The sequence below is a fragment of the Flavobacterium sp. UGB4466 genome, assembly GCF_903469665.1.
Classification (GTDB): Bacteria; Bacteroidota; Bacteroidia; order Flavobacteriales; family Flavobacteriaceae; genus Flavobacterium; species Flavobacterium lipolyticum.
This window is the reverse complement of the sequence record NZ_CAGKLC010000057.1, coordinates 1-23,555: the sequence shown is the minus strand read 5'-3', so window position 1 is coordinate 23,555 and position 23,555 is coordinate 1. Positions and strand designations below refer to the sequence as shown.

Sequence of the window (23,555 nt, the reverse complement as noted above, 5' to 3'; positions counted from 1 at the left end):
TTTTATTTAGTAAATTTTTGTAAATCTGTTTCCACTCTGGCATTCATTTCATCTGCCTCTTTTTTATACTTCGTAGCACCATTAAACTTAATCAAGTTTCCATAAGCTACTTTAGCCACATTTAAACGCTCTTCCATTTTTGAAGGAATACTGTTTATTGCTAATTTATATGCCGAATCGTATTTATAAAACAATGCGTCTTCTTTTAACGGTGTTCCCGGAAAATCAGCAATAAAATTATCAAAAGCGATTAATGCCGATTTGTAATCAGAAATTGTATTGTACCCTTTCGCGTTCTCGTATGCTTTTTTCTCCAGTTTACCATTTAAAACTTTTACAGCTTCGTTTGCCTGAGCGATATACTCAGAATTTGGGTAACTTTCGATAAAAGTTTGTAATTTCTCTAAGGCTTTTACAGTGTCTGTCTGATCCAGGCTATAAGCAGGCGCTAATTTAGAATAGCTGTACGCTCCTAAAAAAGCAGCTTCCTGAACTTTTTCACTTCTAGGGTAACCTGAAACGAAACTTTCAAACTGGTAACCTGCTAAGTAATATTGCTTTGTTTTGTAATACGATTGTGAGAACATGTAAAATAATTTCTCTGCTTGAGGTTTCCCTCTGTAAGAAGATGCCAATTGTTCAAAAAGACGAATGGCTTTTGAATATTTACCTGCATCGTACATTTTCGTTGCAACTTCGAATTTTGCAGCAACATCATCGTTCTTTAATGCCTTTTGGTATTCGCTACAAGAACAAAAAAGGACAACAATAATTAACAGAGATACTATTTTTTTCATTTTCTTACTTTTATTATGATTTCTTAGACAATTGTGCCAAAGCAAAATCACACCGAAGTTTCGGTGGCAAATTTAGTTATTAATTTAGCTACTACAAAATATTTTTTGGTACAGAGCCTGTTTAAATTTTATTTATTGGATTTCTTATCCTAATTTTCGGCTGCAACTTCGTTAATTTTTCATACAATAGCGCTGCTATTCTATAAAAACTTGTCTTGTTTCGCTCGAAAATACTTTGGTAATAAACCTCAAAAATAAATCCCAAACAGACTCTAATAAAATACCGACAATCTCATGCTTATTTTATGCTGTTTTTCACAAATTCATTCAATCTGCCTGCTAATGAATCATCAACAGCCACTAATGGTAAACGTACTGTGTTCTCAGCAATACCAAGGGCTTGAAAAACTTGTTTGATTCCGGCAGGATTTCCCTGCTCAAAAATCATATCAATACAATCAGATAAAAGATACTGTGTTTTAAACGCTTCAGTTACCTTTTTATTGAGTCCTAAACGAATCATTTCTGTAAATTCTTTTGGAAAACCTTGTCCGATAACCGAAATCACCCCTGCTCCACCTGCCAAAACAATTGGCAAAGCAATCATATCATCTCCTGAGATAATTAGAAAACCTTCTGGTGCATTTTTAATCAACTGTAAAGCCTGAGCCATATCTCCGGCAGCTTCTTTAATCGCTACCACATTACTAAAATCATTCGCCAAACGAATTACTGTTGACGGCAACATGTTACTGGATGTTCTTCCCGGAACGTTATATAAAATCACAGGAATTGGAGAAGCTTCTGCAATAGCTTTAAAATGCTGATAGATTCCCTCTTGTGTTGGCTTATTATAATAAGGAGAAACAGAGAGTATAGCTTCAAAAGCAGAAAAATCACCTGTTTTTAATTCCTCCACAATTTGCATGGTATTATTTCCACCAACTCCAAGTACTAATGGGAGTCTTCCTTTATTAGTATCTATAACCGTTTTAATCACCAGTTCTTTTTCGGCTTGTGTCAGAGTAGCATTTTCTGCCGTTGTTCCCATAACTACAAGATATTCAACACCACCGTCTATCGAAAAATTAACGATGCGCTGTAAAGCTTCGATATCTACTGAAAAGTCTTTTTTAAATGGGGTTACAAGCGCAACACCAGTTCCTATTAATGATTGCATATTCTACTTTATAATTTTATTTTATACTCTTTAAATATCTAAACAATTCGTGCACGAAAAGTTTGTAGTTCTTTATAGCAGTATCAATCATCCATCGATTTAATTTTTCATCTACTGATGCGAATCCTACTTTAAACTTCGCTTTTGACTTGGCAGTTATCAGCATCAAAACAGCCGTTTCAATATCATAATAACTAATCAAAAGATCAAATTCTGTTTTTACAAATTCATTTAAGAAACCTTCTGTAATTTCCCCCTTCCAATTGACGCTTTTTCGTCCAAAAGTTGGTCTTGAATACGTTTGTTTCTCGCTAAATTTACTTCTGTACACTGCAATTTTGATATTCTCAGGAGTAATTCCTTTCGAGACCAACTCCTTTATCAGGTCTTCTGAATGATCAAATCTACTTTCATCAATCAGTAAACCAATTGTTTGCACATTACTTGTAAACACTTCGTTTTTGACATTATTCAGGTTATTTTTTAATGATTTTTTTACAAAAAATTCCTTTATATAATTTAAAAACATAGTACTTTTACCAGATTACAAAATTAATTATTTAAGTAGCATTTAAGATGGTAAAACTAAAAAAGTATAACGGGTTTTTGAAACTTTTTGTTATATTCTTAACACTTTTTTTTATATTTTCCTGTAGCCAGAAAAATTATAATCTAACAAAAATTGAAGGAAAGCAACTTCCGATAACTGAAAAAGGAACTGAAACCCCTGCAATTGAAAACTTTATTAAGCCTTACCGCGATCACATCAACAAGGATTTGGACAATGTTTTGGCGTATTGCCCGGAAACTCTTGATAAAAGTACCGGAAAATGGCAAACCAGCATTGGAAATCTTATGGCTGACGTTTGTGTTAAAAGAGGAAACCTGGTTTTTGAGGCACGGGAGAAGAAAAAAATTGATTTGTGCTTACTAAATCATGGCGGTATCCGAGCTATATTACCTAAAGGAAATGTAACCAACAGAACAGCATTTGAAATCATGCCTTTTGAAAACAGTATGGTGGTTATGGCTTTAAAGGGAGATCAGATTTTAGAGATGACTTCCTATATCATTAAGGCGCAAAAAGCACAACCCTTATCAGGTATGACTTTTACTATTGCAAAAGACAAGACTGCAAAGAACATTATGATTCAGGGAAAACCTCTTGATCTTAATAAAATTTACTATGTAGCAACAAATGATTATTTGGCAAATGGCGGAGACAGTATGTCTTTTTTCGCAAAAAGTGTTCAAAAATATGATCTGAACTACAAACTGAGAGATGTATTAATTGATTACTTTAAAGAAGTTGATACGATTCCGGTAGCAAAAGACATCCGAATTACAGAAGAATAAAAATCCCATTTCGCAAAAACATACAAAATGAAAAGAAGAGAATTTATCGAAAAAACAGCTGCAAGTACTGCCTTATTAAGTTTAGGTTTGTCGTTGAGCAGTTTTGAAAATAACGATATCAAACACTTAACCATTCTACATACTAACGATGTTCACAGTCATATTGATCCATTTCCGGCTGATGATCCTCGTAATCCGAACAAAGGTGGTGTCTCACGCAGAGCCGCACTTATAGAAACGATTCGTAAAGAAAATCCAAATGTGCTTTTACTGGATGCCGGCGATATTTTTCAGGGAACTCCCTACTTTAATTATTATGGAGGAGAACTGGAATTTAAACTGATGAGTATGATGAAGTACGACGCATCGACTATTGGAAACCACGATTTCGACAATGGTCTTGACGGATTACATGCACAAATGCCTCACGCTAGTTTTGATTTTATCTGCTCGAATTACGATTTTAAAAACACGGTGATGAACGGTCTTGTAAAACCGTATAAAATTTTCAATAAAAACGGAATTAAAGTAGGTGTCTTTGGTTTAGGAATCGAGCTTGCCGGCCTGGTTGACAAACAAATGTATAAAGAAACGGTTTACAACAATCCTGTAGAAATTGCACAGGATATGACACAATTGTTAAAGAAAGAAGAAAAATGCGATTTGGTTGTTTGTCTGTCACACCTTGGATACAAATACAAAGATGATGAATCTAAAATTTGTGATTTAAAACTGGCTGCTCAAACTCAGGATATTGATTTGATTATTGGAGGTCATACACATACTTTCTTAGACAAGCCAACTGTTGTAAAAAACAAAGCCAATCAGGATGTTTTGGTGAATCAGGTAGGATGTTACGGAATCAATTTAGGAAGAATAGATTTTTACTTCGATAAGAACAAAGCTCACACGAACGAAGGGAAATCGATTATTGTTTAGCGCTTTTCTTTTTTTTTGTTTTCGTTTTTTCCAGGAAATACTCGACCATAAAAAAGTACGCTAAAATTTGAGTGACATCTCTGATCAATACCAGAACTACAGAATAGGAAAAGTATTCATTGAAAATATAGAATATATCTGAAAAGATATAGGAAATTGCCATTAATGACATGAGTAAAGCCAAGTAGGTTCCTTTGGTAATATAACTAATGAAGGACAAACAGCTTAACACACTTAAAACAATTCCGTAGATCATATAAATCAGACTAAATCGTTTCATATTATCAAATTGCATTCCTAGTGCTGATACTAAGAGATATACAATAAAAATAACTACTATAGAAACTGGAAGAAAATCTTTTTTTTCCAGTTTTATTTTTTCATGCCCTCCCAGATAAAGTCGGATAATTAAAAGGTAAACGACTAAAAAGCACAAGACTCCTCCTAGTTCAGAGCTCTCGATATCCATTAGATTAAACACCTGACCAATAAAGCTGAATAAAAAGATAACCCCTTCGATTTTCCCGATATTGAATTCGGTGCTAATCAAAAAGTAAATAAAAATCGAAGGAATTACAATGGCTTTGGCATAAGTCGCAAATAAAAACAGCTCGGTCCAGTCAAAAATGGCCGTGCACAATAATGCTAAAAAAAATAAAATCAACGACGGTTTATTCGCTTTCATTTAGTTTGTTTATAAAATCTTCCTCAGACAGAATAGGGATATTTAATTTACTGGCTTTTTCTAATTTAGCCGGCCCCATATTATCTCCCGCGACAACAAAATCTGTTTTTGCCGAAATAGAGCTTCCTACCTTACCACCATTGTCTTCAATCGTTTTCTTCAATTCGTCTCTGGAGAATTGAGTAAAAACTCCTGAAACCACAAATGTTTTTCCGATAAATTTTTCGGTAGCATTCGGGTTTATCTTCTCTACAATTTCAAACTGAATGCCGTAACTTTTGAGACGGTCTATAATTTCCTGATTCTCTTTATTCTCAAAAAATTCAATTACACTTTTGGCAATTCTTTCTCCAATTTCATCTACCAAAACCAAATCCATGAGGGTGGCCTGACGTAATGCATCAATATTTTTATAATGTTTCGCCAGTTTTTTGGCAACCGTTTCCCCTACAAAACGAATTCCTAAGGCGAAAAGAACGCTCTCAAATGGGATTTCTTTTGATTTCTCTACTCCTTTTACCAGATTCTCGGCAGATTTTTGCGCCATTCTCTCTAAAGGTAAAATATCTTCTACTTTTAATTCATATAAATCGGCATAATTGTGCACCAATCCATTGTTAAAAAGCAAAGTAACTGTTTCGCCACCAAGACCTTCAATATCCATTGCCTTTCTTGAAATATAATGCTGAATCCTACCGATAATCTGCGGTGGGCATCCATAAAAGTTAGGGCAATAATGATTGGCTTCTCCTTCATTTCGAATCAATTCGGTTTGACATTCCGGACAATGTGTGATGTATGCAGTAACTTCCGAGTCTTCGGGGCGTTTGGACAGGTCAACAGCAATTATCTTTGGAATGATCTCTCCGCCTTTTTCTACAAAAACGGTGTCATTGATTCTGATGTCTAATTTTTCAATCTGATCTGCATTGTGCAAAGAGGCTCTTTTTACAATGGTTCCAGCCAGTTGTACCGGCTCTAAATTGGCAACTGGTGTTATTGCTCCCGTACGGCCTACCTGATACGAAATAGACTGAAGTGTGGTAGAAACCTGTTCTGATTTGAATTTATAAGCTATGGCCCAACGTGGAGATTTTGCAGTGTATCCTAATTCTTCCTGATGCTGAATGCTGTTTACTTTTACCACTACACCATCAGTTTCGTAAGGTAAATTATGACGGTGTACGTCCCAATAATCAATGAAGTCGAAAACTTCCTGCATATTTTGCACCAGTTTTGCTTCGTTAGGCACTTTGAACCCCCAATTTCTGGCAGATTCCAATCCTTCAAACTGGGAAGTAAACGGGAGATTATTCCCTGTAACGAAATACAATAAACATTCTAACGGACGTTTGGCTACCTCAGCACTATCCTGTAATTTCAAACTTCCTGAGGCTGTATTTCTTGGATTTGAATAAGGCGTTTCCCCAATTTCAATTAGATCCTGATTCATTTTTTCGAAACCGGCAAAAGGCAGAATTATTTCTCCTCTAATATCAAATTTATCCGGATAGTTCCCTTTTAATTGTAAAGGAATCGATTTTATGGTTTTGATGTTGTTGGTTACCTCATCTCCCTGAAAACCATCTCCTCGTGTTAAAGCCTGAACCAGTTTTCCGTTTTCATAAGTAATACTGATCGAAGCCCCATCGTATTTTAATTCGCAGGTATATTGCAGATCAACATTCCCTAAAACTTTCTGAATTCTGGTTTCCCAATCCAGTAAATCTTCTTTAGAATAGGAATTATCCAAAGAATACATCCTGTACTGGTGTGCAATAGTTTTAAAATTCTTAGTCACAGCACCTCCTACTCTTTGAGTTGGAGAGTTTTCATCAAAAAACTCAGGATGTTTATTTTCTAAATCCTGAAGTTCCTTTAACTTAATATCAAAATCATAATCAGAAATTGTAGCGTTGTCTAACACATAATAATTGTAATTATGCTGATTAAGTTCGTTTCGTAAAGTCTGAATTGTTTCTTGAATACTCATAAGATTTTAATATACAGGAGGTTTTGATTTTGAATAACTGAATACCAAAATTAGGATTATTTTTGTTCAAAAACAGTAAAATCCAAAAGTTTTATAAACTCAAAAATCAAGTTGCAAAAAGATGCAACTTGATTTTCTTCCTGCCCATTCTTCTTAAAAAAGAATTAATAAAAACCAACTTCCAAATGGTTTCTTCATTTCACATATTCATACTAAAAATCCAATCATTAGTGTGAAAATGTAACTCTATTTTTGAATTATAATAAAGTCTGAGCGTCTGTTTAACAAATGTTCCGCCTCGGTACATTTTACACCATTTTTGCATTTATTGATCGGACGGCTTTCACCGTAACCAATAGCACTTTCGATTCTTGCAGTGTCAATACCTTGTGAAAGGATATAATCACGTGTTGATTTAGCTCTATTATCTGAGAGTTTCAGGTTGTAAGCATCTTTACCTCTGGAATCGGTATGGGACTCAATTTTGATGCGGATTTTAGGAAATTTTCGCATCACAAATACTACTTTATCCAGCTCAGTGGCTGCCAAAGGTGTAATATTGTATTTGTCGTAATCAAAATAGATCGGATTAACGTCTACTTTTTCGACTCCTTGTTTTTTCACTACCAGGTCATCATAATTACTGAGCTCAAAATCAACATCGGTAATTTCGGCTTCATTGATTTTGGTTGTTGCAACCTTTTTTTCGTCATCACTGTAATTAAACTTTGAAGCTACCAAACGAACCGCTTTATTGCAAGGAACTGTTACCGCATATTTACCGTCAAAATTGGTTTTAGTTTCTGCCAAAACTTCATTATACGGATCATAAGCTATTACTGTAACATCGGCTAAAAGTGCTTTTGATTTATGATCGATTGCTTTACCTGAAATGTTCTGATTGCAAACAGGCTGACCTTTTGTAAAGGAATAAATATCATCATCTCCTTTTCCTCCTGCCCTGTTTGAAGACACATATCCATAACTTCCGGTTTTATCAATCACAAAAGTAAAATCGTCTTTATTACTGTTTATCGGAGCTCCTAAATTTTTCGGTGCCGAAAAGCTTCCATCGGATAACAATTTACTTTCGTATACATCTAAATCTCCTAAACCATAATGTCCGTCTGAAGAAAAATAAAGTATTCCGTTTCGAAAAAATGGAAATAAGTCATTTCCTAATGTGTTGATTTTTGGTCCTAGATTTTGAGGTGAACTCATGGTTCCGTCGTTTGCAATTTTTACCATGTACAAATCCGTCTCACCATAACCGCCCGACATATCGGAAGCGAAGAAGAGTAATTTCCCATCGTCGCTCAAACTAGGGTGTCCAACAGAATAATCATCACTATCAAAGAAAATCTTTTGCGGGTTTTCTACCTTTCCGTCTACCAAAGATCCTTTTAGAATTTGGAAGTTATTGATTCTGTCCTGATCAACTACTAATTTGTTTTTCTTGACAATATTAGACGTATAGTAAATTGTTTTTCCACTGGCATCAAAAGAGGCGGTTGCTTCGTGATATTTAGTCATCACGTTAGGGATAAACAGCTTTTCGTTAAATAAACCTCCGTCAGCAGGATTTCGTTCTGCTACATACAAATTAAGAAAAGGCTGATTGTTCCAGTTGTAAAGTTTATCAGCAAACTTCGTAGTATCTCTGGCCGATGAAAACACAATTCGGTCCTGAAAAAATGTAGCTCCAAAATCAGATTTACCAGTATTAATGTCTAAGTTTCTAATGTCGTACAAAGACTTTGTTTTGGTCAGACTGTCTAATTGTTTTTTCTGAGCAACATACCGATTGATCTCTTTCTGATCTCCTTTTTTATTGAGATACTCTTTGGTAATTTTATCGGCCTCGTCATAATCCATAACAGCTTTCATGCACTGAATATAGCGCAGGTAATAAATGTCGGTCAGATTATTCCCCTGTATCTGATAGAGCCTTTTATACCATCGAAGCGCATTTCTTCCGTCGGAAATAAAATAATAAGAATCTGCGGCATTTTTTATGGTTTGTGCTGTTGGATTCTCTATATTCTGTAAACACTCTTCATAAGCTTTAGCTGCATCGGTATAAGAGAAGTTTCTAAACAATGCATCGGCCTTTTTTAAATTAGTCTTTTGAGCAAAACCAAAGGTAATGCTCAAGACTAAACTGAGGATATATAGTTTTTTCATAGAATTTATGTTTTAGAAGAATCGAGGTGATTTGATTTTACTTTGTTTTTTAGTAAACTGATAACGCAAGATGATCTCATGTGATCCATCGTTGTATTTATTCAAATCACTAACGGTATAATCAAAAGCATACCCTGCGTAAAAACTTCTGGATATCTGAAAACCTGCCAGAATACTTATCGAGTCGTCTGTTCGGTAAGATCCTCCTATTACAAACTTTTCTGCTATCATAAAATTTGCCGAGATATCAGCAGTAAGTGGTGCTCCACTCACTGCTTTTACCAAAAATGCCGGCTTAAATTTTAAGTTTGGATTCAGATCAAAAACATAACCTCCCATCAGGTAGTAGTGCAATCGATCGTAAGATATAGATTCCTGAATATCATTGTAATAATCACTTCTGATAAAACTTGGAACTGAAAGCCCAACATACCATTTGTTAGTATAGTAGTAAACTCCTGCTCCTACAGCCAGTTTCAATTGATTATTAATATTCTGATTCAGCAATACATCATTGTTATTATAGAATCGTCCTTTTGACCAGTCTATATTTAACATTCTCATACCTGCTTTCAACCCGAATGCGAGTCTTTTTTCATATCCCAGAGGAACTGAGTAAGCGAAGTTTCCATCAATATACAATTCGTTCGACGGACCAATCTTGTCGTTAACAACGCTTAGTCCTAAACCAATCATCTCGTTTCGAAGCGGTGAATGAACAGAAAATGATTGTGTTTCGGGTGCACCATCGATTCCAACCCATTGCGAACGATGTAAAAGTGTCGCCTCTATGGTTCCAGTAGATCCCGCATAAGCTGGATTCACCGACATCGTATTGTACATGTATTGCGTGTACTCCGGATCCTGTTGTGCACTGGCACAAAATGTGATAAAAGAACATATTAAAATGAAATACGATTCTAATGATTTTATATATAGTTTCATAACGATACTTATTAAGTTTAATTAATTAGATGATTAATACGGCAGCTTATCTCATTATAGATAACCATCCTTTTTTAACCGTTCCGTCTCCTATTGCTATCACATAGAAATAAGTACCTGTTGGCAGCATATCTCCTCTGTTGATAACTCCGGATACATTAGCGGTTCCGTCCCAATCATTTTCATAATGTTGTTTACTATATACTAATGAACCGTATCTGTTATACACTTTCAACTCATTATTTGGATAAGTTTCGATACAATCAATTCTGAACAAATCATTTGCCCCGTCATTGTTTGGAGTAAATTCATTGTAAACGGTCAAACAAACTGGCTCAACAGAAACTGAAGCCGAATTATTTGATGGATCTACATCTAACGGAGTGGAAGTCTCGACAGTTGCAACGCTTAAGTATTTACCTCCCGGCAATACTTCTACTACAATTGTAAGCACAACACTTTGTCCCGAATTCAACGTTGGAATCGTCCAAATTTGAGATAACAAATTGTATGTTCCGGCAGTTGCAGATGCGCTTATCAAATTATATCCGCTAGGTAATAAATCGCTCACTATCGTATTGATAAAATTACCCTGACCAATATTATTTACTGTTACGGTAAATGTTATCTGATCACCAAAATTAGGTTTCGCATTGCTTACTTTATTGGTTATCGTTAGATCAGAACAAGTTGCTACAGTTACATTTAATGATTTTGTAGTTCTCTCGTTGCAAGTATTAATATACTCAACCTCAACTTTACCCGGTCCAATATCCGACCAGGAAACGGTTACAGAACCGTCGTTAAGTCCTCCGCCTGAAGTAATTGTTCCGTTAGAAACTGACCATACATAATTTGATTTTCCATTGGCAATCGAATAAGTAACTCCCTGGAATACACATGGCGTATCATCCGTCGTAGTAATAGGAACCAATGCATCATTGTCAAATGCAACAGTCACTCCTAATCTCGGAACTAATCCACAGCCATTGGTAATGTTGCTTTGTGCCGCTGCGTAATAAGTTGCCGCAACAAGAGGTGTATTCGCTGCCAACGGAGTTCCTCCAGTTGTAGTTGTATACCAAACAATGTTCGCTTCATTTACTACAATATCCTGAACTGTTGGCCCTGCTGATAAACAAAATACTTGTGTCGTTCTTGGAGTAGTAACATTAAGCGGTGTGTTTACAGTTACTGCAACGGCCAGTCTAATTGGATTTTCACAACCAGAACTGCTTGAGATTACTCCATAATAAGTACCAGTCGTTAAAGCTGTAGCTGCCTGAATAGCAGTTCCGCCTGTTGGAGTGCTGTACCAGATTACACCGGATTCATTCACTTGAATGTTAGATACTTTTGGTGCATCTACCGAACAGAAGTTTTGAGTTGCCGAATTAGTTGTAGGCGTCGCCATTGGGGTTACAATGGTAATGACAACCTGCAAACGATTAGCACTTTTACATCCTGTTACCGGATCTGTAAGCTCTCCGTAATAGGTACCGGAAGTTAAAGCGGTTGTTAATGGAATTGCTGTTCCGCCTGTTGCGCTGCTAAACCATGCTACATTACTCTCGTTAACCTGAATACTGGCAAAAGTTGGAGCACTTGTAGAACAGAAATTCTGAGCTGTAGCAGTTGTGGTTGGATCTTTAGAAATTCCAATAGTTACCGTAACTTTTAATCGCACGCTGCTTTCGCAACCGGACACCGGATCTTTTATCGCTGCATAATAATCCCCATTTACTAGTGGTGTAGTTCCTGCAACGACAGTTCCGCCAGTTGCAGTTGTATACCACACAATGTTGCTTCCGTTTACCTGAATGTTAGCAACCGTTGGATTGTTTCCTGAGCAGAATACCTGAGTGGCAACTGTTGTTGTTGGCGTACCCGGGTCGGTCACATTGATTGTTACCGCTAATCTTACGGCACTTTCACATCCTGACACAGGATCCTTTATTACTGCATAATAAGTACCACTGGTTAAAGCTGTAGTGGAAGAAATCACTGTTCCTCCAGTCAATGCTGTATACCAGGCAATATTAGCCTGATTAAACTGAACACTGGCAAAAGTTGGTGCATTTACCAAACAGAAGTTTTGTGTTCCTGCTGTTACTAAAGTTGGTGTACCTGGATCCGTAACATTGATCGTTACTGCTAATCTTACGGCGCTTTCACAGTTTGTAATTGGGTCTTTTATTACAGCATAATAAGTACCACTGGTTAAAGCTGTAGTCGAAGAAATAACTGTTCCTCCAGTCGGTGCAGTATACCATACAATATTAGCCTGGTTAAACTGAACGTTGGCAAAAGTTGGCGTATTTGCCAAACAGAAGTTTTGTGTTCCTGCTGTAACTAAAGTTGGTGTACCCGGATCTGTAACATTGATCACTACAGCTAATCTAACTGCACTCTCACAATTGGTTACCGGATCCTTGATTGCAGCATAATAAGTACCACTGATTAAAGCAGTAGTAGAAGGAATTGCTGTACCTCCAGTCAGTGCGGTATACCAGATAATATTAGCCTGATTAAACTGAACACTGGCAAAAGTCGGAGCATTTACCAAACAGAAGTTTTGTGTTCCTTCCGTTACTAGTGTTGGTGTACCCGGGTCGGTCACATTGATTGTTACCGCTAATCTTACGGCACTTTCACATCCTGATACCGGATCTTTTATCACTGCATAATAAGTACCACTGGTTAAAGCTGTAGTGGAAGGAATCACTGTTCCTCCAGTCGCTGCTGTATACCAAACTATGTTTGCCTGATTAAACTGAACACTGGCAAAGGTTGGCGTATTTACCAAACAGAAGTTTTGTGTTCCCGCTGTTACCAGTGTAGGTGTCCCAGGATTAGCAACATTGATCGTTACGGCTAATCTTACGGCGCTTTCACAGTTTGTAATTAGGTCTTTTATTACGGCGTAATAAGTACCGCTAGTTAAAGCTGTAGTAGAAAGAATAACTGTTCCTCCAGTCGGTGCTGTATACCAAACAATATTAGCTTGATTAAACTGAACATTTGCAAAAGTTGGAGCATCGGCCAAGCAGAAGTTTTGCGTTCCTGCTGTTACCAAAGTTGGTGTACCCGGATCTGTAACACTGATCACTACAGCTAATCTAACGGCACTTTCACAATTGGTTACCGGATCTTTAATCGCTGCATAATACGTACCACTAATTAAAGGTGTAGTTGAAGGAATAGCTGTTCCTCCAGTCAGTGCAGTATACCAGACAATATTGGCTTCATTAAACTGAACGCTCGCAAAAGTTGGTGCATTTACCAAACAGAAGTTCTGTGTTCCTGCGGTTACCAAAGTTGGTGTACCCGGATCGGTAACACTGATCACTACAGCTAATCTAACCGCACTCTCACAGTTCGTGATTGGGTCTTTGATTACAGCATAATAAGTACCACTGGTTAAAGCTGTAGCAGAAGGAATAACTGTTCCTCCAGTCAACGCTGTGTACCAAACGATATTGGCTTCATTAAACTGAACACTGGCAAAAGTTGGTGCATTTACCAAACAGAAGCTTTGTGTTCCTGCTGTTACTAGAGTTGGAGTACCCGGATCAGTAACATTGATCACTACAGCCAATCTTACTGCACTCTCACAGTTCGTGATTGGGTCTTTGATTACAGCATAATAAGTACCACTGGTTAAAGCTGTAGTAGAAGGAATAACGGTTCCTCCGGTCAGCGCCGTGTACCAAACAATATTAGCCTGATTAAACTGAACACTTGCAAAAGTTGGAGCATTGACCAAACAGAAGTTTTGTGTTCCCGCTGTTACTAAAGTTGGAGTGCCTGGATCAGTTACGTTTATTGTAATTGCCAATCTCACATTACTCTCACAATTTGTGATTGGATCTTTGATCGCAGCATAATAAACTCCGGTAGTCAAAGCTGTAGTCGACGGAATTAAAGTTCCTCCGGTCAGCGCAGTATACCAAACAATATTAGCAGCAACGGCCGGACTTACATCAATAGAGGCAAAAGTTGGTGCATTCACCAAACAGAAATTCTGTGTAGTTTCCGTAATCACAGGAGTTCCCGGATCGGTTACGTTGATGGTAATGGCTAATCTAACATTGCTTTCACAATTCGTTACAGGATCTTTTATAGCGGCATAGTATGTACCACTGGTCAAAACTGTAGTCAAAGGAATTAAAGTCCCTCCTGTTAAAGCGGTATACCAAACAATATTAGCCGCAACGGCCGGACTTACATTGATTGATGCAAAAGTTGGCGCATTGACCAAACAGAAATTCTGTGTAGTTTCTGTAATCACAGGAGTTCCCGGATCGGTAACATTAATCGTTACTGCTAATCTAACAGCACTTTCACAATTTGTGATTGGGTCTTTGATTACGGCATAATAGGTACCGCTGGTTAAAGCTGTAGTCGAAGGAATCACGGTTCCTCCAGTCAGCGCTGTATACCATACAATATTAGCTTCATTAAACTGAACACTCGCAAAAGTTGGTGCATTTACCAAACAGAAGTTTTGTGTTCCTGCTGTAACTAAAGTTGGTGTTCCCGGATCGGTAACACTGATCACTACAGCTAATCTAACGGCACTTTCACAATTGGTTACCGGATCTTTGATTACGGCATAATAAGTACCGCTGGTTAAAGCTGTTGTAGAAGGAATAACGGTTCCTCCTGTCAATGCAGTGTACCAAACGATATTGGCTTCATTAAACTGAACACTCGCGAAAGTCGGTGCATTGACCAAACAGAAGTTTTGTGTTCCTGCTGTAACTAAAGTTGGCGTTCCCGGATCGGTAACACTGATCACTACAGCTAATCTAACTGCACTTTCACAATTGGTTACCGGATCTTTGATTACGGCATAATAAGTACCGCTGGTTAAAGCTGTTGTAGAAGGAATAACGGTTCCTCCTGTCAATGCTGTGTACCATACAATATTGGCTTCATTAAACTGAACACTCGCAAAAGTTGGTGCATTGACCAAACAGAAGTTTTGTGTTCCTGCTGTAACTAAAGTTGGCGTACCAGGATCGGTAACACTGATCACTACAGCTAATCTAACGGCACTTTCACAATTTGTGATTGGGTCTTTGATTACGGCATAATAGGTACCGCTGGTTAAAGCTGTTGTAGAAGGAATAACGGTTCCTCCAGTCAGCGCTGTATACCAAACAATATTGGCTTCATTAAACTGAACACTCGCAAAAGTTGGTGCATTTACCAAACAGAAGTTTTGTGTTCCTGCTGTAACTAAAGTTGGCGTACCTGGATCGGTAACACTAATTGTTACGGACAATCTAACAGCACTTTCACAAAGAGTTGTTGGATCTTTAATTACGGCATAATAAGTACCACTGGTTAAAGCTGTAGTAGAAGGAATAACGGTTCCTCCGGTAAGCGCGGTGTACCAAACAATATTCGCTTCATTAAATTGAACGCTGGCAAAAGTCGGCGCATTGACCAAACAGAAGTTTTGCGTTCCGGCAGTAACTAAAGTTGGGGTACCAGGATCGGTTACATTTATTGTAATTGCCAATCTCACATTACTTTCACAAAGAGTTGTTGGATCTTTGATGGCAGCATAATAAACTCCGGTAGTCAAAGCTGTCGTTGATGGAATTAAAGTTCCTCCGGTCAAAGCCGTGTACCAAACAATATTGGCGGCAACAGCAGGACTTACATCAATAGAGGCAAAAGTTGGCGCATTTACCAAACAGAAATCCTGTGTAGTTTTAGTGATTACTGGTGTTCCAGGATCGGTTACGTTGATGGTAATGGCTAATCTAACATTGCTTTCGCAAAGAGTTGTTGGATCTTTAATCGCAGCGTAATAAACTCCGGTAGTCAGAGCCGTTGTCGATGGAATTAAAACTCCTCCGGTAAGTGCTGTGTACCAAACAATATTGGCGGCGACAGCCGGACTTACATTGATTGATGCAAAAGTTGGTGCATTTACCAAACAGAAGTTCTGAGTAGTTTCTGTAATCACAGGAGTTCCCGGATCAGTTACGTTTATCGTAATGGCTAATCTTACATTACTTTCACAAAGAGTCGTAGGATCTTTGATCGCAGCATAATAAACTCCGGTAGTTAAAGCTGTAGTAGATGGAATTAAGGTTCCTCCGGTCAGCGCCGTATACCAAACAATATTAGCAGCAACAGCAGGACTTACATCGATTGATGCAAAAGTTGGCGCATTCACCAAACAGAAGTCCTGAGTAGTTTTAGTAATCACAGGTGTTCCCGGATCGTTTACGATTACGGTTACAACTGATCGAACTGAGCTTTCACAACCATTCACATCTCTAATCGCACCATAATAGGTTCCGTTTGCCAAAGCAGTTGTCGGATTTAATGCTACTCCTCCTGTGGCTGCACTGTACCAAACCACATTAGTCTGATCGGCCTGAAGATTAGCAACTGTAGGATTACTTATCAAACAGAAATTCTGATTATAAGTGGTAGATGTTGGTGTCCCCGGATCATTAATAAGCACGGTCACCAATCTTAATTCTCCATTTTTATTTTGACAAGTAAAATCACTTGAAACTGCAACATAATAAATCATCGGACTCATTGCCGGTGTTAAACCTGTAGCGGTTAAAACTCCGCTACCACTAATTGCATAGGTTACTCCGCCAATTGTTCCGCTAAAAATAGGTTGCGTTTTGTTCGCATCTAAATACCAGGAAAAAACAGGATTTGTCAGAGTGCTTGACGGTGTTAGTACCGCGGGGGTATCATGACAAATAGAAGCATTGTTTATTGAAATATCGGATACCAGTGAACTTGGCAGAATAGTAAAAGTCACTTGTTTTCTGTCTGCCGGAGCAGTTTCGCAATATTCGTCAGAACTTACTCCGACATAATAGGTATAAGTCCCTGGAAGTAAACCGGTAACTATTAATTTAGAAGTTACCTGACCAGGAATTGGCTGACTTGTTGTACCATCAAAACTATACCAGTGGTATACCGGATTGGTAAGTACTGGTGTAGCACTTAGAACAGCATCTATTGTTACTGTACCACTTTCAGAACAAATAATAGTCGTACTACCTCCATTTATAGTAACGTTTGTAATAGTTGCTGCAGGAACAGTTGCTCTTACAGTTACTGTAACTTCACCTCTTTCCAGAGCCGGACATCCGTAACGAATTGGCTGAATATAATATTTGTACGTTCCGGCAGCTAATGTAGCAGGAAGTGTATAAGTTTGACCGCTGGCCAGCAGATTTCCTCCCGTAGGCGAATCGTACCAGGCATAATCAGCACAAGGTTTCGGAGGGACGACGAGCGTGAGGTTGGCCCCCGGACAGACTGTTATTTTATTATCAGGATCGGCCCCAATAACTTCTGTATTGGTTGTACGATCTACTGAATGAACTCTAAGCTGATCTAAAACAGTAGCAACACCTCCATAAGTTATCACTACTTTATCGTAAGGCTGCGTTTGAGGTGCAACAATAGTCATAGCCATTGTATCTCCTGAAAGCAGTTTTAAAGTCAGAAGACTGCTTGTATTGGCAATTGGTCCGCCAACCGGAATGTTTCCAGAGTAAAGCTGAATAGTAAATCCGGTAAGTAAATTAAGATTTAAAACCGTTCCCGGTTTAGAAATTACAATTCTTAAACTGTCACCTACCATAGAAGGTGTTCTAAAAGTTGCAGTCAACTCCGAAGCCGCCAATACTCCTACAGCGTTAAACATTGTTGCATAAGTTGCAATATCTTTATCGGCTATATTCCATGGATTTGAAACTCCAACCGTAGCGGTTAAAGCTCCTACTCCCAGATCTTTTACGCCAGAGAAAATATCTTCGATATCTCCCTGACCACAGGTGATCTGAGCCACTTCTCTTTTGTAATAAGTATCATAAACATTGATGTTTTGTGCTACACTTAAAACAGATCCCAACTGCACACGGATACCATCGTAATCCTGAAGTCCGGAAGCATTAGAAGGAACAAAAGTATATTCGAATGAATTTTGCCCCGGTAACAGGTTCAATAAAGATCCTGTAACTGATTGTAATGTTCCAATATCGATAGGATTATTAGATCCGTCACGTTTAGTACCTACAACCGAGATACTTTGTGCTACAGCAAGCAAACTGTTATCTAAACCTAATTTTACCGTTACCGGTGTTCCTTTGGCAATTGTAGTTGGCCATTGCAAATTTTGCCAGGTCGTTCCAATACCCAAAAGTCCTAAACCGGTTGTAATAGTTGAATACGTGCTTGGATCATTATCGACAGCAAGAGGTCCATTAGTTACCCCTCCGGTAATAATTGTTCCTGAAGATTGTGTATTGGCATACACTCTTTCCTGTAAGGTATCACAGGCAGCAGGATCAATCACGCTAATCGTGATGGTCTGACTAACTGTACAGGTACCATTGCTGGCTATTACGGTATAAGCAAAAACACCAACCGTATTAAGAACACCTGTATTATTTGAAGGCAACACATTACCCTGCTGATCGTACCAGGTTATAGTTCCGTTTGAAGTCGCTGTTAAAGCAACAGAAGAACCTTTAGTAACCGCTACTGAATTTGTTAGTACTGTTAAAGTTGGCAATGGATTAACCGTTACTGCTACAGGTAGCTTAACTGACGGACAATTGCCTCCATTAAGCTGAGCCTGAATAAAATAATTACCATTTGCAGTAATATTTGACGCTGCCTGATCTGTAATAGGATTATTTCCCGCATCAAAGAACGTATAAGTAGTGTTTCCTGATGTATCAAAGTTTGTAATCGCATCTTTCAGACTTACTTTAGCACAACCAGACAAAGTTGGTGTTACCGTTAAAGCAGTACCTGTTGGGAAATTAACAACAACTTCCTTAAGAAATCCTGATGCATTCTCGCAGATACCTCCATTTAGTACAGACACATAATACGTATAAGGAGCATTTAAGGCTGTAAGTCCGCTGATGGTAAGGGCGCCTGTTCCTAAATCTTTAGAATAAGTAACCCCGGCTATCGTTCCGGTTGCTTCCTGTGTTTTACTTGCATCTAAATAATACTTGAATGTTGCTCCTGCTAAAGGAGAAGAAGGAGTCAAAACAATACCTCCTGCACAAGAAGCTGTTACAGGACTTGTTATATTGATATCACTGGCTGTTGGCAGAGGTAAAACTGTTACCGTAACTGCCTGACGAACTGTATTGATACAAGTTCCGCCACGTGTAGCCTCTAAATAAAATGTAGTAGTGGCACTTAATGCAGCTGTTGGATTCACAGCTACTATGTTTCCTCCGGTTGGCGCATCGTACCACACAAATGTATCTCCTCCGGTTGCAGATGCTGTTAAAGAAGCTGTTTGTCCGGCACAAATTGGTGTTGCGTTCCCTGTTATTACCGCATTGGCAAATCTATAAGAAGCTTCGTAAATCTCCAGACTTGATAAAAGAGTAGCTAATCCATTTAATCGAACACGCACACTGTTAAAAGTACCCGCTGCAACAAAACTTGCTTTGAAACGATTTCCGGATAAGATCTGAACATTCAGAAGATTATTGATGGTGCTAAAATCTCCGTTAGGTACCCCAGAATTAAAACTTTGCAGGCTAACATTAGAAAGTGCACTAATATCAAGAAGTCCAACCGGAATTCCCAGTTCCACATCTATGATATCGCCTGTCTGTCCCGTTGTTGGAAAAGTTAAATCTTGCTGAATATGATCTGTTACTAAACCAATAGGGATTGAAAGAGTAGCTGCCGTAGCATTATTACCGTCTACAGAGTTTCCATCTGCACTGGAACTACAGGTTAAACAGTTTGTAGTACCTCCTTTAGTAGTTACTTGTGAATTGGCTAATAAACAATTATTCACTCCGCTAATTACAGTAACAACAATTGCAGTTCTTGTACTACTGGCACAATCTGACGTTAAATCTACCGCCTCAACGTAAAATGTTTTACTGGCGGTTAGAGCCGGACTAGGTGTAAAACTGTCAACATTAGTGGCCAAAAAAGTCCCTCCCGTAGGTACATCATACCACGTATGTTTAATACCTGGATTAGTCACAACCGCCAGTGTTACATCCTGACCAGACTGAATAATCACAGGTGAAGATACCGCAACTGGTGCTGAAGGTCGTGTATTAACATTGACTGTAACCGGTGTGCGGGTTGCACTGATACAACTTGCGATTGAAGCTTCGACATAATAAGTAGTCGTAGCGGTCAGATTTGGCGTATTGAAAACAGTACCTGTAAACACCAAATTTCCGCCGGAGCTTGCATCATACCATTTGTAAACAGTCCCGGCAACCGGTGACTGAATGGTAATTGTTGTTGAAGTTCCGCTGCACAAATTCAAAGGACTAGCTACAACCGTTCCCGGTGCTATCGGATTATTTACCGTAACAGAAACAGGATTTCTTTCGCTATTCACACAACCATCGCGAGTAACTTCTACATAATAAGTAGTATTTACCGTTAATGCGGGAGTAGTATAAGCTGCTGTGCTGGCTAATAAAGTTCCTCCTGTTAGCGCGTCATACCATTTAATAGTTTCGCCAGCAACAATATTTGCCGTTAAAGTAGTCGTTTGCCCTCCGCAAATTGTGGTATTTCCTGTAAATGACGGCAACTTATAGCGATGAGTAGCCTGATAAATTTTTAATGTAGTTAAGGCAGATACCAGTCCGCCTAATCTAACTTCTACACGATCAAAATTAGCTCCCGCAGTAATAGTCGCTCTAAATTTATTCCCTGACAACAGCTGTAAGGTAACCAGAGCGTTATTGATAAAATTGCGATCATTATTATAAGTAGCACCATTATAAGTAGCCAGACTCACAGCTCCTAACAAGCTCAGATCAGCTATTCCTCCCGGTAACTCCAAATCAACATCTATAAAATCACCTGTTTTTCCGGGATTATTAAATTGTAATGTTTGCTGAATCCATCCATTAACCAAACCTACCGGCAGCGTAATAGAAGACGAAGTAGTACTATTCCCGTCAACAGAATTGCCCTGGGCACTTGAAGAACAAAGTAAACAAAGACCGTTTTGAGTAGTTTGCTGACTGTTGGCTTCCAGACATCCTCCCAAAGGATTCGCTAAAACCGTTACTGTAACAGGAGCTCTCGTAGCACTAACACAGCCTCCCGCGCTGGTACGAGACTCCACATAATATGTTTTGGTTGCCACTAATATTGGAGTGGTAAATGTATTTGAATCTCCTAATAATTTTGTTCCACCAGTGGGTACGTCATACCAATCCAGAGTTACTCCTGCTTCAGCTGTTGAAGCACTTAGAGTAGCATTCTGACCGGATAATATAGATACGCTTTGGGTTAAAATAGTAGCGACCCCGGGAACCGGAGTTGAAGTAACCGTAACCAAAGTTCGTGTTGGTGTCACACAGGAACCAATCGATGCTTCGACATAAAAATTGGTCACACCCGTCGGAACGGTTGGCGTATAGGTACTGCCTGTACTCAATGCCACACCACCTGTTGGTGCACTGTACCAGGAGTAAGTCGTTCCCAGTACCGGATTAATAACCGACAAGGTCGTTGCCTGTGTCGCTCCCGAAGAACAAATTGAAGTTCCAACCGTACTAATCGTTGGCAATACAGGGTCTAAAACATTAATAGTTACCGGAAATCTTTCGTCACTTTCACAACCTGCACTTCTGGTTATACCTATATAATAAGTAGTACTTGTGGTTAGTGCCGGTGTTGTAAAAGTATTCACGCTTGAAAGAGCTGTAGTAGATGTTGGCGAGCTGTACCAGGCCAATGTAGTTCCGGCAGCAGGAGTTGCAGTAAGTGCAATAGACTGTCCTACACAGACAGATTGAGTGGCTCCTCCGGTAATGGTTGGTTTTGCAAACTCCAATCGCACATCGTATATACGTATATTGGTCAAGACACTAAGTAATCCCCCAATTTCTACCTTAACCTGATCGGAATCGGCCGTTAGGGTATACTTTATTGTACCTGTAGTTGCTCCGCTAATAGCGTTCACATTCAGCAATGGACTGTTTAAAGCCAATGCCGTACTACTTGTACTATTGACTGAATTGCTTGGCTGGATTGTCGCATTAGACAATAATCCAACATCCAGCAAATCGGCATTTGATCCGTACACAATTACAATCTGGTCGCCGGCTTTCGCCATCTGACTAAACTTAACTGTTTCCTGCACGGAACAAAGTACACCCAGCGCATTGGTCAATGATGCATACGTACTTGTATTTGCATCATAAGCAAAGGTTGGGTTTAGTACTTCTGTAGTCCCCAAACATACTCCTGCTCTACTGTTGGTTTGAGAGGTGGGTCTACAAAAAGTCTGGGCAAAATTTTCATTGCAAAAAAGCAGTAAAAAAATTAATCCCAATAATCTCCTCTTCATAAGAAGATCATAAAAAGTAAATTTTTTTTTCATAATTTGGAAGATTAGAAAATGGACAATAAAATACCTCTTGCGATAAGCACTTATGCTTAGGCAATTTCAAAAAACACTAATAATCAACTTGTTGAAATAAAATTTAGATTCCCAGAATACTAAGAATGTAAACAACATTTCAGTAAAAAAAAATCATGCTGTACACTCTAAACAGAAGTACATTAAAGAACCGCTCCTATTCTTTCGAATAAAAGACATACCAAAAAATAGTGTGGAAATACCGATCGAAATCAGACTCCCAAAAAGGGTGATTTGTTATTAACCAATTTTCATGAAAGAAAATATACGTTTTGGAGAACTGGGAAATTCTACCTCCTATATAGTCTGATTCAATATTCATAAAAAGCTGATTATTCTTTTTATAAACTTTGTTTTTTTAGAACAGAACTCTAAAAATTGAATCAATTCATTTTTAAAAAACGCCGTGCGGATTTAAAAAATTTTAAACACAACAATACGTTTCATCAACAAACCCCTTATTAGGATTTGAAAATAAAAAAATACTAAAACTGGAAAATTTATGAAACAAGTCTGAAGTGGAACAAAAATTAAATTTGATGATAAATTCATTTTTTTTCAAACTCTTACAAGATAAAGCTAAAACAATACGAAAACCTAATGCAAACTTGATAAAGAAAGTAGTGATCAATTCCATACGCAAACTAATTAAGTTATTATAAAAAACCTCAACTCTAGATAATCATACAAAAAACACTATTTGATGTATTACATAATAACTTAAATAGTTGTTTTTGGAAAAAGAACAAAAAAGTTTTGTTTAACTTTTTCTTATACTAAAATTAGAAAAAAGGAAAACACTAAACAAGTATAATTTTCCAGTTTTTTCAATTTACAGAAAAAAGGAAAATAGAAAAAGCAGGTAAATCATCGGAAAAACCTGCCCTAATAACGTCAAAATGAGACGGATTAAAAGAATGAAAATATTTTATCTTTTTTCAAAATCGGCAAAAAAGAAAGTAAAAGACTACATTTAAAAAAGGTAATCGATTGAAATTGAACAAAAAAGACATAAAAACAGCACGAATCCTATATTT

General features: G+C 38.0%; 10 protein-coding genes. 2 read left to right on the top strand and 8 right to left on the bottom strand.

What is annotated here, in order from left to right; genetic code table 11:
• Positions 1–2: 2 nt before the first annotated feature.
• From JO950_RS14150 to JO950_RS14140, 3 genes are all read right to left on the bottom strand, one after another.
• On the bottom strand, positions 3–797 hold the full coding sequence (locus JO950_RS14150) for an outer membrane protein assembly factor BamD (protein WP_202703242.1): 795 nt from the start codon (positions 795–797) through the stop codon (positions 3–5).
• Positions 798–1,095: 298 nt separating this feature from the next.
• The gene (gene dapA, locus JO950_RS14145; RefSeq protein WP_017497142.1) at positions 1,096–1,977 is read right to left on the bottom strand and encodes a 4-hydroxy-tetrahydrodipicolinate synthase; all 882 of its coding nucleotides are present in this window, start codon (positions 1,975–1,977) and stop codon (positions 1,096–1,098) included.
• Between the two features lie 16 nt (positions 1,978–1,993).
• Positions 1,994–2,431, bottom strand: coding sequence for a hypothetical protein (locus tag JO950_RS14140; protein ID WP_370528122.1), 438 nt, complete (start codon positions 2,429–2,431; stop codon positions 1,994–1,996).
• A 122-nt stretch (positions 2,432–2,553) separates the two neighbouring features.
• Between JO950_RS14140 and JO950_RS14135 the strand changes: the two genes are divergently transcribed.
• Both JO950_RS14135 and JO950_RS14130 read left to right on the top strand, forming a co-directional pair.
• Complete coding sequence (locus JO950_RS14135; RefSeq protein ID WP_202703240.1) at positions 2,554–3,333, top strand: 5'-nucleotidase C-terminal domain-containing protein; 780 nt, start codon at positions 2,554–2,556, stop codon at positions 3,331–3,333.
• Between the two features lie 27 nt (positions 3,334–3,360).
• Positions 3,361–4,272 carry a bifunctional UDP-sugar hydrolase/5'-nucleotidase gene (locus JO950_RS14130; RefSeq protein ID WP_017497145.1) on the top strand — a complete coding sequence of 304 codons (912 nt, stop codon included), beginning with the start codon at positions 3,361–3,363 and terminating at the stop codon, positions 4,270–4,272.
• Here the strand turns inward: JO950_RS14130 and JO950_RS14125 are convergent.
• The 5 genes from JO950_RS14125 to JO950_RS14105 form a co-directional block, all read right to left on the bottom strand.
• Entirely contained in the window at positions 4,262–4,957 is a 696-nt protein-coding gene (locus JO950_RS14125) for a lysoplasmalogenase family protein (RefSeq protein WP_202703239.1), read from the bottom strand. The two genes, JO950_RS14130 and JO950_RS14125, sit on opposite strands and share 11 nt — an antisense overlap.
• Positions 4,944–6,950: an NAD-dependent DNA ligase LigA gene (gene ligA, locus JO950_RS14120; protein WP_202703238.1), complete on the bottom strand. Its 2,007-nt coding sequence runs from the start codon at positions 6,948–6,950 to the stop codon at positions 4,944–4,946. The genes JO950_RS14125 and ligA overlap by 14 nt, the downstream gene beginning before the upstream one ends.
• Before the next feature lie 246 nt (positions 6,951–7,196).
• A complete protein-coding gene (locus tag JO950_RS14115; protein ID WP_202703237.1) occupies positions 7,197–9,134 on the bottom strand; it encodes an OmpA family protein in 1,938 nt (645 codons plus the stop codon).
• 12 nt (positions 9,135–9,146) lie between these two features.
• The gene (locus tag JO950_RS14110) at positions 9,147–10,079 is read right to left on the bottom strand and encodes a type IX secretion system membrane protein PorP/SprF (protein WP_202703236.1); all 933 of its coding nucleotides are present in this window, start codon (positions 10,077–10,079) and stop codon (positions 9,147–9,149) included.
• Between the two features lie 46 nt (positions 10,080–10,125).
• On the bottom strand, positions 10,126–22,479 hold the full coding sequence (locus JO950_RS14105) for a gliding motility-associated C-terminal domain-containing protein (protein ID WP_202703235.1): 12,354 nt from the start codon (positions 22,477–22,479) through the stop codon (positions 10,126–10,128).
• Between the last annotated feature and the right edge of the window lie 1,076 nt (positions 22,480–23,555).